Consider the following 14,427-nt stretch of genomic DNA (forward strand, 5'->3'; position numbering starts at 1 on the left):
CTTTTTCGTGGAGCCTTGGTGGGGCGGCCATGCCGCCTTTCAAGACTTTAGAGGAGAATGAAGGCCCAGGCGGATACCGAAACGACCCCGAGCGCGGTGGTGATGGTGATCGTCGTCGAGGCCAGCCCGTGTCCGACATTGAAATGATTGGCAATCAGCCAGGCATTGACGCCGGTAGGCACGGAAGAGGTAAGGACCAGCGCCGCCGTCCAGTGATCGCCAAGGCCAAGCAGCCGGCAGGCGCAATAAACGCTGGCCGGCAGCACGACGAGCTTCAGGGTGCTGGTCAGCACGGCAAGGCCGCTATTGCCCGAAAGGCCGTATTTATCGAGCGCCATGCCGATCGATATCAGCGCAGCGGGGGCCGCGACGGCGGCGAGCTGGTCGATCACGACCTCGAACGGGCCGCCGAGCGGCACCCCGGCCAGATGGACGAGGGCACCGGCCACCAACCCGATGACCAGGGGATTGAAGGCCAGATTGCGCAGGATGCCTTTCAAAAGCTGCCAAGGGCTATGGCCGGGGCCGCCGCTGGAGCGACGCTCGGCACGCTCCATCAGGACAGTGCCGGCGATCATCATGACGGGAAGATGGACGGACAGGAGGATGGACAAGGCCACCACCCCTTCCTCACCCAGGCTGTGCGAGACCAGCGGCAGGCCGATGAACACCGTATTGGCAAAGGCGGAGGAAACGCCGGCCAGTACGCCGAGACGGGCATCCTTGCCGAAGAGCAGCGTGGCTGCGAGATGGCCGAGCGTCCATGTGATGGCCACTCCAGAGAAATAGGCGGCCCAGAGCGCCCAGGGGGACCCATCCCGGAAATCGGCAACGGCGATGGTGCGAAACAGAAGCACGGGTACCGCGACGCGGAAGACGAAGTCGCCCAGCGCCTCCCCGACGCTCGCCTTGAGATAGTCCAGCCGTACGATCAGCCAGCCAAGCAGGATCAGCACGAAAATCGGCACGACATTCAGGAATACATCGGACATCGCGCGCGGCCTCTCGGGAATCGGTCCTTCGCCATAGCGTTATTCGGCACAAATCCGCAACCGCATGCCGTCGCGCCGTTGAAAATCATATTTCACGCAAGTCTCATATGAGAATATGCGTGAGGAGGCGGAGATGATTGAGAAATGGTGGCAGGAGCCCGTCGTTCTCGAACTCGACGGAATAGGACAATACCGCATCGTGCGGAACACCCGCGAAGCCGCGGAGTGCCTCCTCGACCGGTGGCCCGTCCATGAGGGCATGGCCTACAAGGCCGCCATACGAATGTGCCGTTATGTGCTGACGGGCGATCAGCCGGCTGATTATGCTCGTCAGGATTTTATCGCGGCCGCGGTCGAGGCCTTCATCCACATTCGGCGAAACAGTTGAGATTTCAGGGCCGGCGTCAGTTCGCGGTGCGGAACATTCAGGGAAAACCGGCGTTCCTTTCCTGGAGGAAACGCATCATGGAAAAGCAGATTTATGCCCGTCAGGACGATCGCCCGGACCTGACCGATGATGATCTTGCCGGGAAGGTATTTCGCTATATCCAGTATGTGGCATTGATCGATACTTCCGGCCTGACGGTGGTTGCGCTGGGGCGAACGATCCTGTTGAGCGGCCATGTCTCCTGCGAAACGGAAATCGGTTGCGTCGAGGAGGCGGCCGCCTCGGTCATCGGCGTCCATCTGGTTGAAAATCATCTTGAGGTAAGAGTTCACTGAGGGCGCCACCATACGCCGGCCGGCAAGCCACCGGACATCAGTGCGGATATTAATAGATGAAAATTGCGATCAGCAGCAGAATAGGCAGGGGCACGCCGATAAGCCACATCACCAGTTGTCGAAACATCATCTGGCGATATTCGCGGTGAGCCGCCATCCGTTGCGTTTCCGAGGTGATCATCCTGGGCTCCTGTCAGATTGTGCCGCCGGTGACGGGGTTCACTACCGGTCTTTCGCTTGCATCTTCGACGCCGGGCGGTTGTACCGCAGGCGGCGCCTTGGAGGGCGCATCCGCGGAATTCGAGCCCGGCGGCCTGTGCACGTCGAGGGGCGTCTTCTGTTCCGGTTCGGTGTTTTTATCGCTGGACGACATCGTGCCTGCCTCACGCCATGCCGGCGGGATCGCCGATCGGCAGAAGGGCCGGGTCGAGAACCGGGTCGTTGGGGTTCTTTGTGTCGCCCTTGTCGATGATTGGCGGTGTGGCCGGCTTGTCCTGCGAACGATCGGGAATGCCGGGCGTCGGCTGCGGACCGCGCGGCGTTTCATCTTCTGGAATGGGAATGGTGGTCGGCATGATGGTTCTCCTTTGTCGGCAGGAAAACGATGCGGACCGCAAGATGGTTCCGAAGATCGAATTTCACCAAGGAGGAGCGCTTCAAGCCACCGCGTTCGCCGGCTTCAAGCGTTCAGTCCAGCGGTTCGGCTTCGCCGAGGAATGTTGCGTCGAGGACAGGCGGCTTTTTCTTCGGTGGCGTGAGGCTCCCGGAGAAAAGCTGCGCCGGTGTCGCGACCGTCGTGGCGGCGACCTTGCCGACTGTATTGGCCGTTCCGGCGACAAGCGCCGTGATGCCATCGCCGACGCCGATATCCGAATCGGTCAACGTCTGGCCGGTGACAAGCCGTTTGCCGATCAGTTGCACGATTTCCGGGCTTTCCGCGAATTTCCCATGGCGCAGGCTGCCCTCGGTTTTCACCCTGGTCAGGTCGACCACGGTAATGCCGGCCTCTTCGAAGCTGCTGCGATAGGGCTCGTCCGCCGGGTTGACCTGCCCCAGGCGCTGCACATCGCCTGATATATAGCGCGACAGGGCGAGCGCCCGGTCGTCCTGTGAGACGAAGATCGTGAAATTCGGGCGCTTCTTGCCAAGCTCGCTCCACTGGCGGGCGAAAACGTCGATATCGATATCGGGCGAAGCGAGAATGACGTTCTCGATCTTGGCCGGCAAGGTACCCTCGCGGATCGCCATCTGCCGGATCGCCTCCATGGCCAGCCATGTTCCCATCGAATGGGCGAGAATGGTGATGTCCTTGATGTTCTTGTCCTCGACCAGGGCCCTGAGCGTCAATTCCAGCGAGGTGCGCGAATAATTGGTGCTTTCCTTGTCGTAATTATAGTCGAACACCTTGGCCCGGGAGGGCCAGGTGAAGAGGATAGGGGTCACGTCGGAGCCTGAATCATGGACGATCTGGGCAAAGCGGAAGATGGAATCCTCATAGGTATTGTTGAAGCCATGGACGAAGACCATCGCGTGACCGGCCGCCGAATGCTGGCGCGTCCAGGCACGGGCATCCTTGAGGGTGGGCACCGGCCTAACCCGGACCACGGCGAATTCCTTGGCCGGATCGGGTGGCAGTGTCTTTGGCCACTGGACGGTGCCGACCTCCCGCATCTCGTCCGGCGGGATGGAGACGGCAACGTCGGTGATCGAGGGATAAGGGCTGCGCTCGCCGGAAAACAGGATGGCCGGATCGTCGGACGGCCGCCGGCTGGTCGCCACCAGCATATCGACGACGGTAACATCCTTGGCCTTGGCTGAAAGCTCCACCGGCTCCATGACGCCCCTGGCATGGCCGCAACCGGACAGAAGCACGACGAGCGAGAGGAGCCCCGCGGCGCAGCGCAGGCGGGTACGAGCCGGAGCAATTGTGGAACTAGAACTGCTGGATGACGGTGAAGTCATGAATGCGCGTCCGATCGGGCAGGAGATCACGAGACTGGTTTGACACGAGACTGGCCTGAGCGGTGCAGATCGCTCACAGCCGGAAGTCTCCGTCAAGTCCATCGCGGAAAAGGATGCGGCAAGAGGAACGATGGTGCGGCCGGCTATTGCATTTTTGGCACAAGCAGGGTGTCGCCAATCCCGGACAGAAGTCGCTCTTCTTCCCTTCCGTCCAGCCAGAACATTTGCCCGGTGTCGTTACGGAAGGAAACAATTCGCGATGATCTTTTTCGGAACGATAGGCGCCTCCCGACATTGTTGGTGCCATGGCCATGACAAACGAAAGGAGTGAGCCATGAAAACCAAGATCCTTATTCTCTCCGCCGCCGTCCTCGGCATGCTGTCGCCAGCCGCATTCGCGGAAGATGCAGCCGTTACCGGTGCCGCCGGTGGTGCCGTCACGGGCGCTATCGTTGGTGGTCCGGTCGGCGCTGCCGTTGGCGGCGCGGTCGGTCTTGTTGCCGGCGCCGCCATCGATCCGCCGCCGGAACAGGTCGTCACCTATGTCCAGCAGCAGCCGGTCCAGCAATCCGTGGTCGTTGAGCAGCCGCTGGTCGTCGGCAAGCCCATCCCGCAATCGGTCGTCCTGACGCCCGTGGCCGAGGATCCGCGCTATGCCTATACGATCGTCAACGACCAGCGTGTGATCGTTGATCCGCAGACCCACACGGTCGTGCAGATCATTCAATAACCGGCTGCTATCACAGCCAGGGCCGAAAAGGGCGACCCCGTCAGGGCTCGCCCTTTTCCTCTTGAACAGGGGCCGGCCAAAGATGATTGAGGGCGCAAGGAACCGCGGGGCCTCCTGCGCGTTTATGTTCGAGTTCAACGCGAAGGAGCGCCAAATGACGGATCGTGGACCTACAGTGATCAATACCGGCCGTGGAAGCGGTGCCGGATGGGCCGTTGCGGCCGTCTTGGCGATTGTGGTGATCGGTGCACTGCTGATCTTCGGCGGGGTGATCGATCTCGGCGGAAATTCCGGCAGTACGAATGTGGATGTCAACGTGCCGGCCGCCGACGCCCCGGCAGCCCAGGCCCCCGCGACCGATGCCCCGGCCACGACGACGGCTCCCGCAAACTAATCCGCGCGTGACGTCTGAAAATTCAAAACCTGAGCCGTCGCCCTTACCGGCGGCGGCTTCGTCAATGCATGTAATAAGCGGGCAGTATTCCAAATCTGGAAAAAATGGCGGAGGGAAAGCCCCCCGCCGGAAACTCTCTCGGCGGAGTGCTGCGCAGCAGGTGAATTCGCTGCGAAAATTGGCGAAAATAGTACGATACGCAGGACTTCTCCGGTCCAACCACCTTGCGGGCGGTCAGCCTTCGCCATCGCCCGGCAAGCTGCGAACGGCAATCAGCAACTCGATGATCGCCTGTTCGGCTGCGGCGAGTTTCATCGCCACCATCAGGTCCTGCCGCCCTGCCATCACCAGAAATGCGTTCAGGACCTCGTCGGAATGGCGAACGAGCACAGCGAGATGCTCGCCGCTAGGACCATAGCGCCCAGAAAACCAGTTCTTGACGGTCTTCTCGTTCGCACCGGTCCAACCTGCCACGGTCTTCACACCGGCACCAGTGGTTCCGAGCGAACGGCGTAGCGCAGCAGCGATAACGGCAGTGAAGCAGATAGCTTGCTGACCGTCGCAATCACGCTCATGCCCGTTTCGATCTGGAAAGAACTTGCCCTTATTCGGAAACGACATTCCACTCTCCTTAGATTTATATTGGCAAGGAGAGTTGAGCCGGAGGCGTTGCAGTAAAAGACGAGTTGCGCCCGCAATAGCGTGAGGACGATCTGTTGACTGGGCGCTATTCAGAAGACGGACCCCCAGGTGGTGACAAACTTGGCGACGAGATCCCGGCGATCGCCTACGTCCGGATGTCGACGGATCATCAGAAGTATTCGACGGAAAACCAGCTCGACGTGATCCGCAGCTACGCTGTGGCCCGTGGCCTCCAGATCCTGCGAGTGTTCGAAGACTCTGGGCGCTCAGGCCTCCGCCTCGACGGACGAGAGGCACTGCAGAACCTAATGGCCGAGGTCCAATCCGGCCAGGCCAACTTCAAGGCGATCCTCGTCTATGACGTCAGCCGTTGGGGTCGGTTCCAGGATGCCGACGAGGGCGCCTATCATGAGCATGTCTGCTCCCGCGCCGGTATCCGCGTCCACTACTGCGGTGAGCAGTTCGAGAACGACGGTAGCATTGGCTCTAATCTCCTGAAGACCGTCAAGCGGGTGATGGCCGGCGAATACAGCCGCGAGCTGTCGGTTAAGGTTTTCGCGGGGCAGTGCCGACTTGTAGAGCTCGGATTTCGCCAGGGCGGCGCGGCTGGATACGGTTTACGTCGCGTGCTCATCGACGAGCACGGCAATTCCAAGGGCGAGCTGTCGCGCGGCGAACAGAAGAGCCTGCAGACGGATCGCGTCATCCTGGTTCCTGGGCCAGATGAGGAGCAGCGGGTCGTTCAGCGTATGTACCGGATGTTCGCACTTGAGGGCCGTTCTGAGCGCGAAATTGCGGAGGCTCTGAACACCGAAGGGCACCACACCGATCTCGGCCGCCCATGGACACGCGCGACGGTCCACCAGGTCCTGACGAACGAGAAATATATCGGAAACAATGTCTTCGCCAAGATGTCGTTCAAGCTGAAGCAGCGCCGGGTCGTGAACCCGCGCGAGATGTGGATCCGCGCCGAGGGCGCCTATCCGGCCATCGTCGACCAGGCGCTGTTCCTGCGCGCGCGGGAGATCGTGGATGCGCGCAGTCGCCACTTCACGGATGAGGAACTGCTCGACGCCTTGCGCGCAATCCTGATGCAACAAGGCACGTTGTCTGGTCTGATCATCGATGAACAGGATGATCAGCCCTCATCAAGCGCCTATCGTAGCCGTTTCGGCAGTCTGCTTCGCGCGTACCGACTGATCGGATACGAGCCGGAGCGCGACTACCGCTACATCGAGATCAACCGGGCGCTGAGACAATCGTACCCCCAAGTGGTCTCCCAGATCATCGCCGGCGTCGAGCGCCGCGGCGGCATTGCCGTAAAACAACCGGACACGGAGCTGATCCGGTTCAACGGCGAATTCACCGCATCCATTGTTCTCGCCCGGTGTCATTCGACAGAGGCAGGATCGTTACGTTGGCGCATCCGATTAGACACCGGTCTGATGCCCGACATCACCATCGCCGTTCGGATGGACGAGCTGAACGAAGCGCCGCGCGACTACTATCTCCTTCCCAGCATCGACATGACGCACGATCGGCTCCGCCTTGCCGAGCAAAACGGACTCGGGCTGGACGCATATCGGTTCGACACGCTCGATTTCTTCTACACGCTCGCTGGCCGAACCCGCATCACGGAGGCCGCATGATGCCGGACGACTTGCAGGAGCACGACCCTAAACAGGTGGTGCTGATACCAACCAGCCAGATCCGCATTCTCAATCCGCGGGTGCGCAACCGCCGCAATTTTGAGGAGATGGTCGAGAACATCGCGCGCATCGGATTGAAGCGGCCCATCACCGTGGCCCAGCGCGCAGGTACCGACCCAGTCGAGTTCGATCTTGTGTGTGGTCAGGGCCGCCTCGAGGCCTTCGTTGAGCTCGAGCAGGAGGTGATCCCGGCTATCGTGGTCAATGTCGACGAAAGCGCGTGCCTCGTTATGAGCCTTGTTGAGAACTGTGCGCGCCGGCAACATCGGCCGATAGACCTGATGCGCGAGATCGGTACCCTTCGGAAACGCGGCTACGATGACCGGCAGATTGGCAACAAGATTGGCGTGACGACCGAGTATGTCAGCATGATTGCTGGTCTTCTCGATCACGGCGAGGAACGTCTCGTCTCGGCCGTGGAGACCGGTCTCCTGCCGCTCAACCTAGCCATCGAGATCTCAAAGACCAACGCCGAAGGTGCTCAGCGCGCCCTGATGGATGCCTATACCCAAAAGAAGCTGCGTGGGAAAAAGCTGACCGCGGTGCGCCGCCTCATCCAACAACGTGAGGCCCAGGGCCCGCACCTGAAATACCATCGCTATGGCCGCAAAGATGGCGCCAAGCGTCCCCTCACCAGTGACGCTCTTGTTCATGCATATCAGCAGGAGGCGGACCGCCAAAGACTTCTAATCAAGAAGGCGGAGTTGACGCAGGGCCGATTGATCTTCGTCGTCGAGGCATTCCGCAGCCTGCGAGACGACGAGCATTTCCTGACCCTCCTTCGGGCCGAGGGGCTCGACACGTTCCCAACGTATCTTACGGATGCGCTGCGTGAAGGAGCCCGGACATGAAATCGGGCAAGCGGAGTTCGGCCGGTGCGGTCGTCCTCGCCTTCGAGAATGACTGCCTGACCGTTCCAATCCAGTCGATCCTGCCCGTCCGAGCCCTCGGCTCCTCCGTCAAGTCCAGCCGCAAGTACCGGCAGATCACGGCATCAGTCCGTGAGGTCGGGCTAGTTGAGCCGCCGGTCGTCGTACGCGCTTCCGGGCAAAATGGCGCCTTCCTTCTCCTCGATGGGCATCTCCGGATCGAGATCCTGAAGGACCTAGGCTTCGACCAAGTCGAGTGCCTCGTCTCGACCGATGATGAAGCCTTCACTTACAACAAGCGGATCAGCCGTCTCGCCCCGATCCAGGAGCACCGGATGATCCTGAAGGCCATTGAGCGCGGCGTTCCCGAGGAGAAGATCGCAGCCGCACTGGACCTGAACCCCAGCAGCATTCGGCGCAAGGTTCGCCTGCTGGACGGGATCTGCGAGGAGGCAGTCGCGATACTTAAGGACAAGCCCTGCACCTCGGCCGCTTTCGAGGTTCTTCGCAAAATGAAGACACTGCGACAGATCGAGGCCGCCGAACTACTTGTGAACGCCAACAACTATTCAGTGGCTTATGTCTCCGCGATTCTTGCGGGCACGCCGCAGGCGCAATTGGTTGAAACTACCAAACCCAAGCGCCTGAGGGGAATGACGCCAGAAGCGATGGCCCGCATGGAGCGTGAGCTCGCTAGGCTGCAGGAGGGAATCACATCTGTCCAGGAGACCTACGGGCAGGATCATCTGCAGCTGACCGTGATCAAGGGATACCTCGCCAAGCTGCTCGGGAACGCGCGCGTGGTGCGACACTTGATGCAGCACCGGCCAGAGTTTTTTGCCGAGTTCCAGTCGATTGCCGAGATGACATCCGTCTTGCCGTCCGAGGCGGAGTAGGCCGACGCGGCAAGTGATGGGGACCCGGACCCGATAAGCGCGGGGACCGCAGGAGACGCCGGACGGTGGGCCGGATCAAGCGCGGCGGTGGGAATGGCGGCGAACCCGCTCGGAGCCCACCAGGTCGGCAGAGTTTTCGCCGATCGCATGGTCAGCGCTGGCTGGTCATGTACATATGGACGTGCCGGTGGAGCGGCGGCGTTTTCCCGGCACGTCCATACTTGCTGTCGGAAATACACCGCCCTTTGTTTGAAAATGGCTGCCGCATGCACTTTCGATTGATCGCGCTCGCCTACTCGACTATTTACGTGAGGGGCTTAGTAACTGGGCTCGCCTAGTTTCAAGACCGATCCGGTCACTGGGAGTGCATGGTGGAAACACAGAAGGCTGATCTTCGGTGGGGAGTCGAGCAGCGACTCGAATTCATCGAGTTCCGCTTGTTTTGGGAGGGGCATGTGAATCGAGGCGATCTGATGGGCGCGTTCGGGGTGTCGGTGAACCAGGCGTCCACCGACTTGAACCGCTATATCGGAATGGCGCCGGATAACATGCAGTACGACAAGAGCGCGCGCGCGTATGTCCGCGGCACAGCGTTCGCGCCGCTTTACCTGAAGCCGGACGCCAGTCGTTATCTCGCGCAACTTAGGTCCGTTGCCGATGGCATCCTAGACCGGGCTGACGCCTGGATCGGTCAATTCCCTTCCTATGACGCCACACCAACCCCTGCGAGGGGCGTCAACGCCAAGACACTGCGTTCGGTGATCGCCGCAATCCGCCGATCTGAGGCGATTGAGGTCAAGTACCAGTCGCTCTCCCGGCCCGAGCCTAGCTGGCGTTGGATCGCACCACACGCCGTCGGTTTCGACGGGTTCCGGTGGCACACGCGAGCCTTCTGCCTCACCGACCAAAGCTTCAGGGATTTCCTGCTCTCACGGATCATCGAGACCCGCGGTACCAAACCGAGCGAAGCGGAGGCTGAAGCGGATGCTGATTGGAACGAGCAGGTGACCTTGGAAATCGGGGCCCACCCGGAACTGTCCGATACGCAGCAGAAGGTCATCGCTCTCGACTATGGAATGCGTAGCGGGAAGGCCAAGATCCCAGTCCGGAAGGCGCTTCTCTATTACGCGCTCAAGCGGTTGGGGCTGGACACGGATCCCGCTGCGCGGCGCCCCCAGGATCAGCAAATCGTACTGCTCAATGGCGCGGAACTCGGCACCAAGCCACTAGCTCAGACCTCCGTGTCCCGAATGGAGGACTGACGCATGATCGAGAGATTGCATGGCGTCGTCGAGGATATCTCGGGCATCAACAGCAAGTTGGTACTTCTGATTGGTCCGCCCCGATCTGGGAAGAGCAATCTACTTGGGAAGCTAGCCGCGCGCAGGCAGCTCCGTCTGCTGAACCTCGGCGCGGCCCTTGGTCGTGAGTTGCTGACCGTACCCAGCACGCGAAGACATTTGCAAGCGGCCGACCTGTTAAAGGACCTCGCAGAAGACTTTGCCAGCCAGGGGGTATTGCTCATGGACAACATCGAGCTTCTGTTCGACCGGACGCTGCAACTCAGCCCGCTCGACTTACTGAAGCGACATGCTCATGCGCGTCGCGTCGTTGCGGTGTGGCCAGGAGACCTTCGGGAAGACCGGCTTTCCTACGCTACAACAGGACATCCAGAACATCGGGACTACGGCATCGACGGGCTGGTCCCGTTCAAAATTCATTGAAGGGGGAACACGGGATGCCGATGCGTTATGGCGATCTCATTCAATTTGAGCCGATCGAATCGGTCATTCAGCTTCTGGACGCTAACCGCCCGGACGAGGCGAAGAAGCTCGTATCGACCTACGTCATCTCCGACGACATGGCCGAGCGAATTGCGAAGCTGATGATCCCCCAGCTCTCGTTTGACGCGGCAGTAGACCATATGGGCGTGCTGGTTGTCGGCAATTACGGGACTGGTAAGTCGCACCTAATGTCGGTGCTTTCGCTGGTTGCTGAGGACGCCGCATATGTCCCGATGATTCGCCATCCGAAGGTCGCCGAAGCGGCCGCCGCGATCGCTGGAAAGTTTAAGGTACATCGGATCGAAATCTCCAGCCAGATGTCCCTCCGCGATATCGTCACACAGCAGCTTGAGATATTCCTAGAAAAGCACGGCGTCAGCTACAGTTTCCCGCCAGCCGAGAAGGTGACCAACAACAAGGGTGCCTTCGAGGAAATGATGGCAGCGTTCGCTGAGGTTCACCCGAACCATGGCGTTCTTCTCGTGGTCGACGAGTTCCTAGATTATCTTCGCTCTCGAAAGGATCACGACCTCGTTCTCGACCTGTCGTTCCTGCGTGAGATCGGCGAGGTCACGAAGCACCTCCGTTTCCGCTTCGTCGCCGGCGTTCAGGAGGCGATATTTGATAGCAGCCGTTTCCAGCACGTTGCCGATAGCCTTCGCCGTGTGAAGGACCGCTTCACGCAGGTCCTGCTCGCTCGGCAAGATGTCAGCTTCGTTGTGGCCGAGCGGCTCCTGAAGAAGACGGCTGACCAGCAGAACAAGATCCGCGCCTATCTCACGCCGTTTTCCAAGTTCTATGGCTCGATGAATGAGCGCATGGATGAATACGTCCGGCTTTTTCCGGTGCATCCTGACTACATCGGAACATTCGAACGCTTGGTCTTCACCGAAAAACGCGGGGCACTGGTTACGCTTCGGGATCAGATTCAGGCCGTCCTCAAAGATGAGGTGCCTGAAGATCGGCCGGGGCTGATCGGCTACGATAAGTTCTGGGAGACGGTTACCTCAAACTCCGTGTTGCGCGCGGATCCAAACATCGGACCAGTGCTCAACGTATCTGAGGTCCTGTCGGAGCGAGTGCGAAAGGCGTTCACCCGCCCAGCATACAAGCCGATGGCGCTTCGGATAATTGACGGTCTCGCGGTCCATCGTCTGACGACGGGCGGGGATATCTACGTTCCCGTCGGCCCGACCGCCGAGGAGCTCCGCGACACGCTATGCCTGTTCCAGCCGGGCATCGGAGATATGGGTGGAGAGCCGGAAGCCGACCTGCTGTCACTCGTGCAGACCGTCCTGCGGGAGACACTGAAAACCGTCAATGGCCAGTTCATCTCCAAAGCGCCGGACACCGAACAGTACTACCTCGATCTGAAGAAGGATGTCGATTACGACGCCCAGGTCGAGAAGCGCTCTGAAGCCCTTTCCGACGATGCGCTCGATCGCGCCTACTACAGCGCCATCCGACAGCTGATGGAGCGCACTGACGAAACCACCTACGTCACCGGCCACCAAATCTGGCAGTACCAGATCGAGTGGCAGGACCGACGTGTCGAGCGCAATGGCTATCTCTTCTTCGGCGCGCCCAACGATCGGCCGACGGCTCAGCCTGAGCGGGACTTCTACATCTATTTCATCCAGCCATTCGAACCACCGCGGTTCCGAGACGAACACAAAGCCGATGAGGTATTCCTCCGGCTGAAGGGGCTCGACGATACGATCCGGCGTCATCTCTCCTTCTATGCTGCCGCTCAGGATCTCGCATCGACCGCCAGCGGAGGTGCGAAATCCATCTACCTCGACAAGGCCAAAGACGCCCTGCGCGACATGAGCAAGTGGCTGCAGGAAAAGCAGATGGCGGCCTTCGAGGTTACCTATCAGGGAAAGACGAAGACTTTGCAGGAGTGGACCAAAGGTGTCTCCCTGCGCGACAAAGCCCGGCTTGGGCCGGAGGAGCGGATTAACTTCCGCGACGCCGTGAACGTCGTCTCCGGCCTGGCGCTGAACAATCAGTTCGCCGAAGTGGCGCCCGAGTACCCCACCTTCTCCGCCCTCGTAACCGAGTCAAACCGCAAGCAGCTCATCGGAAACGCCCTCCGCATGCTTGCAGGCGGGAACCGCACGAAAGACGCAGTCGTCATTCTCGACGGGCTGGAGATGCTCGATGGCGATCGGATCGACCCGACCCGGTCTCGGTACGCTCAGGAGGTGTTGACCCGGCTGAAAGCCAAAGGGCATGGCCAGGTGCTGAACCGCGGCGAATTGGTCAGCGGCGAAGCCGACGTCGAGTATTTCGCCCCGATCAAATTCCGCCTCGAGCCCGATCTTCTGGCCACCGTTCTCGGCGGACTGGTCTATGCCGGCGACATCGTCCTGGCGATCACCGGCGACAAGATCGACTCCGGCAAGATCACGCTGCTCGCCGAACGGCCGCTGGATGAACTCAAGCAGTTCAAGCACGTCGAGGCGCCGAAGGAGATCAACGTCGCCGTCCTCCGCTCGCTGTTCGAGATGTTGGGCTTGCCGCCTGGGCTGGCTCAGCAGGCCACGCAAGGCTCTGACGAGCCAGTCAAGCTGCTCCAGGAAGAAGTCGGGAAGCTGACGCGGCGCGTGCTCAGCGCCACCACGGACATGACCGGCAGGCTGAGCTTCTGGGGCCAGCCCCTCTTGCGGGACGAAGAGATCCGCGACTGGCGAACCAAGATCGATGCGCTAAAGACCTTCTCGGAAAGCCTGGCGCCCTACAACACGGTCGGGAAACTCAAGAACCTACGCATCGGCTCCGACGACATCGCGGCCCAGAAGAAGAACCTGGAAGTGCTGGAAGCCGTCGAGGGGATGCTGGATCTTGTCACCGAGCTCGGCGCGACGGCCAGTTATCTGTCGCAGGGCGAGATGGTCCTGTCGGCGGATCATGCATGGGCGAAGCAGGCGCAGGAGACCCGGAAGCAGATTCTTGACAAGCTCGCTTCGGATCGGACGGCGCAGCATGCGGCCGAGTACCGTCAGACGCTCGCTCGGCTCAAGAAAGACTACATCACCGCCTATGTCGGGCAGCACAGCCAGGCGCGTCTTGGCGTCGCGGAGGACAAGACGAAGTCCGCGCTTCGCAAGGACCCCCGGCTGGTCGCAATGCGTGCGCTGGCAGGCATCTCACTGATGCCGACCAGCCAGCTGACGAGCTTCGAGGAGAAGCTGGACAAGCTAAAGAGCTGCGCATCGCTGGTGGAATCGGAGCTCTCCGCAAGCCCGGTTTGCCCGCACTGCAACTTCTGGGCCGCAAACGAGCAAGGCGACCTGCTACCGGCCGCCAATGTGCTGAAGCAGCTCGACGACGAGCTTGACCTCCTTCTGGAAGGCTGGGTGCAGACGCTGGTCAACAACCTCGAGGATCCGATCATTCAGTCGAATTTCGAGCTCCTGAAGGACACATCCCGCAATATCGTGACGGGTTTTACCGAGAGCAAAACTCTTCCCGAGTTCGTCACGCCCGAGTTCATAGCTGCCGTTCAAGAGGCGCTGTCGGGTCTAGAAAAGATCAGCGTTGCTCAAGAGGACATCAGGAAGGCGCTGCTGCAAGGCGGGTCACCGGCAACGCCCGAGGATCTGCGCAAGCGCTTCGAAGCCTTCCTGAACGATCGCTGCAAGGGGAAGGACACCACCAAACTGCGCTTCGTGGTCGAGTGATACGTTGATCGCTCACCAAGACAGAAAGAATTCGAGGCAC

The 14,427-nt window shown here is 60.5% G+C and carries 16 protein-coding genes; 10 read left to right on the top strand and 6 right to left on the bottom strand.

Translation table 11 applies throughout. From position 1 onward, the window contains the following. Window positions 1-47: 47 nt before the first annotated feature. On the bottom strand, window positions 48-992 hold the full coding sequence (locus ASD31_RS18715) for an AEC family transporter (protein ID WP_056337389.1): 945 nt from the start codon (window positions 990-992) through the stop codon (window positions 48-50). Window positions 993-1,125: 133 nt separating this feature from the next. Here ASD31_RS18715 and ASD31_RS18720 point away from each other — a divergent pair, with 133 nt between their 5' ends. Both ASD31_RS18720 and ASD31_RS18725 read left to right on the top strand, forming a co-directional pair. Further along, complete coding sequence (locus ASD31_RS18720) at window positions 1,126-1,380, top strand: DUF982 domain-containing protein (protein WP_056338185.1); 255 nt, start codon at window positions 1,126-1,128, stop codon at window positions 1,378-1,380. Between the two features lie 77 nt (window positions 1,381-1,457). Further along, complete coding sequence (locus tag ASD31_RS18725; RefSeq protein WP_056337392.1) at window positions 1,458-1,715, top strand: BON domain-containing protein; 258 nt, start codon at window positions 1,458-1,460, stop codon at window positions 1,713-1,715. Between the two features lie 49 nt (window positions 1,716-1,764). On the opposite strand, the gene ASD31_RS26945 is transcribed toward ASD31_RS18725, so the two are convergent. From ASD31_RS26945 to ASD31_RS18740, 4 genes are all read right to left on the bottom strand, one after another. Then, window positions 1,765-1,896: a hypothetical protein gene (locus ASD31_RS26945; protein WP_274534274.1), complete on the bottom strand. Its 132-nt coding sequence runs from the start codon at window positions 1,894-1,896 to the stop codon at window positions 1,765-1,767. A 12-nt stretch (window positions 1,897-1,908) separates the two neighbouring features. Then, entirely contained in the window at window positions 1,909-2,088 is a 180-nt protein-coding gene (locus ASD31_RS26840) for a hypothetical protein (RefSeq protein WP_056337395.1), read from the bottom strand. A 10-nt stretch (window positions 2,089-2,098) separates the two neighbouring features. Then, window positions 2,099-2,290, bottom strand: coding sequence for a hypothetical protein (locus ASD31_RS18735; protein ID WP_056337398.1), 192 nt, complete (start codon window positions 2,288-2,290; stop codon window positions 2,099-2,101). A gap of 112 nt (window positions 2,291-2,402) precedes the next feature. Next, a complete protein-coding gene (locus tag ASD31_RS18740; protein ID WP_082520630.1) occupies window positions 2,403-3,677 on the bottom strand; it encodes an alpha/beta hydrolase in 1,275 nt (424 codons plus the stop codon). 334 nt (window positions 3,678-4,011) lie between these two features. On the opposite strand from ASD31_RS18740, the gene ASD31_RS18745 reads away from it, so the two are divergent. Continuing rightward, window positions 4,012-4,407, top strand: a complete 396-nt coding sequence (locus tag ASD31_RS18745) for a DUF1236 domain-containing protein (RefSeq protein ID WP_056337404.1) — start codon at window positions 4,012-4,014, stop codon at window positions 4,405-4,407. 154 nt (window positions 4,408-4,561) lie between these two features. Further along, on the top strand, window positions 4,562-4,801 hold the full coding sequence (locus ASD31_RS18750; protein ID WP_056338188.1) for a hypothetical protein: 240 nt from the start codon (window positions 4,562-4,564) through the stop codon (window positions 4,799-4,801). Between the two features lie 234 nt (window positions 4,802-5,035). Here the strand turns inward: ASD31_RS18750 and ASD31_RS18755 are convergent, their stop codons facing one another. Then, a complete protein-coding gene (locus ASD31_RS18755) occupies window positions 5,036-5,422 on the bottom strand; it encodes a hypothetical protein (protein WP_056337406.1) in 387 nt (128 codons plus the stop codon). 95 nt (window positions 5,423-5,517) lie between these two features. Here ASD31_RS18755 and ASD31_RS18760 point away from each other — a divergent pair, with 95 nt between their 5' ends. From ASD31_RS18760 to ASD31_RS18785, 6 genes are all read left to right on the top strand, one after another. Then, a complete protein-coding gene (locus ASD31_RS18760; RefSeq protein ID WP_274534275.1) occupies window positions 5,518-7,092 on the top strand; it encodes a recombinase family protein in 1,575 nt (524 codons plus the stop codon). After that, on the top strand, window positions 7,089-8,003 hold the full coding sequence (locus tag ASD31_RS18765) for a plasmid partitioning protein RepB C-terminal domain-containing protein (protein WP_320409410.1): 915 nt from the start codon (window positions 7,089-7,091) through the stop codon (window positions 8,001-8,003). Before ASD31_RS18760 ends, ASD31_RS18765 begins: the two co-directional genes overlap by 4 nt. Beyond that, on the top strand, window positions 8,000-8,917 hold the full coding sequence (locus tag ASD31_RS18770; RefSeq protein WP_056337409.1) for a plasmid partitioning protein RepB C-terminal domain-containing protein: 918 nt from the start codon (window positions 8,000-8,002) through the stop codon (window positions 8,915-8,917). The genes ASD31_RS18765 and ASD31_RS18770 overlap by 4 nt, the downstream gene beginning before the upstream one ends. 371 nt (window positions 8,918-9,288) lie before the next feature. Next, window positions 9,289-10,179, top strand: a complete 891-nt coding sequence (locus ASD31_RS18775; RefSeq protein ID WP_413813823.1) for a helix-turn-helix transcriptional regulator — start codon at window positions 9,289-9,291, stop codon at window positions 10,177-10,179. Between the two features lie 3 nt (window positions 10,180-10,182). Next, a complete protein-coding gene (brxF, locus tag ASD31_RS18780; protein WP_056337417.1) occupies window positions 10,183-10,641 on the top strand; it encodes a BREX-3 system P-loop-containing protein BrxF in 459 nt (152 codons plus the stop codon). Between the two features lie 14 nt (window positions 10,642-10,655). Further along, entirely contained in the window at window positions 10,656-14,387 is a 3,732-nt protein-coding gene (locus ASD31_RS18785) for a DUF6079 family protein (protein WP_244483902.1), read from the top strand. Window positions 14,388-14,427 lie beyond the last annotated feature (40 nt).

The sequence above is a fragment of the Rhizobium sp. Root482 genome, from assembly GCF_001426565.1.
Taxonomy (GTDB): Bacteria; Pseudomonadota; Alphaproteobacteria; order Rhizobiales; family Rhizobiaceae; genus Pararhizobium.

What these genes read in the sequence shown, in the direction of transcription:
- ASD31_RS18715 (WP_056337389.1), bottom strand. Translation starts at nt 992, where the DNA reads ATGTCCGATGTATTCCTGAATGTCGTGCCGATTTTCGTGCTGATCCTG.
- ASD31_RS18720 (WP_056338185.1), top strand. Translation starts at nt 1,126, where the DNA reads ATGATTGAGAAATGGTGGCAGGAGCCCGTCGTTCTCGAACTCGACGGA.
- ASD31_RS18725 (WP_056337392.1), top strand. Translation starts at nt 1,458, where the DNA reads ATGGAAAAGCAGATTTATGCCCGTCAGGACGATCGCCCGGACCTGACC.
- ASD31_RS26945 (WP_274534274.1), bottom strand. Translation starts at nt 1,896, where the DNA reads ATGATCACCTCGGAAACGCAACGGATGGCGGCTCACCGCGAATATCGC.
- ASD31_RS26840 (WP_056337395.1), bottom strand. Translation starts at nt 2,088, where the DNA reads ATGTCGTCCAGCGATAAAAACACCGAACCGGAACAGAAGACGCCCCTC.
- ASD31_RS18735 (WP_056337398.1), bottom strand. Translation starts at nt 2,290, where the DNA reads ATGCCGACCACCATTCCCATTCCAGAAGATGAAACGCCGCGCGGTCCG.
- ASD31_RS18740 (WP_082520630.1), bottom strand. Translation starts at nt 3,677, where the DNA reads ATGACTTCACCGTCATCCAGCAGTTCTAGTTCCACAATTGCTCCGGCT.
- ASD31_RS18745 (WP_056337404.1), top strand. Translation starts at nt 4,012, where the DNA reads ATGAAAACCAAGATCCTTATTCTCTCCGCCGCCGTCCTCGGCATGCTG.
- ASD31_RS18750 (WP_056338188.1), top strand. Translation starts at nt 4,562, where the DNA reads ATGACGGATCGTGGACCTACAGTGATCAATACCGGCCGTGGAAGCGGT.
- ASD31_RS18755 (WP_056337406.1), bottom strand. Translation starts at nt 5,422, where the DNA reads ATGTCGTTTCCGAATAAGGGCAAGTTCTTTCCAGATCGAAACGGGCAT.
- ASD31_RS18765 (WP_320409410.1), top strand. Translation starts at nt 7,089, where the DNA reads ATGATGCCGGACGACTTGCAGGAGCACGACCCTAAACAGGTGGTGCTG.
- ASD31_RS18770 (WP_056337409.1), top strand. Translation starts at nt 8,000, where the DNA reads ATGAAATCGGGCAAGCGGAGTTCGGCCGGTGCGGTCGTCCTCGCCTTC.
- brxF (WP_056337417.1), top strand. Translation starts at nt 10,183, where the DNA reads ATGATCGAGAGATTGCATGGCGTCGTCGAGGATATCTCGGGCATCAAC.
- ASD31_RS18785 (WP_244483902.1), top strand. Translation starts at nt 10,656, where the DNA reads ATGCCGATGCGTTATGGCGATCTCATTCAATTTGAGCCGATCGAATCG.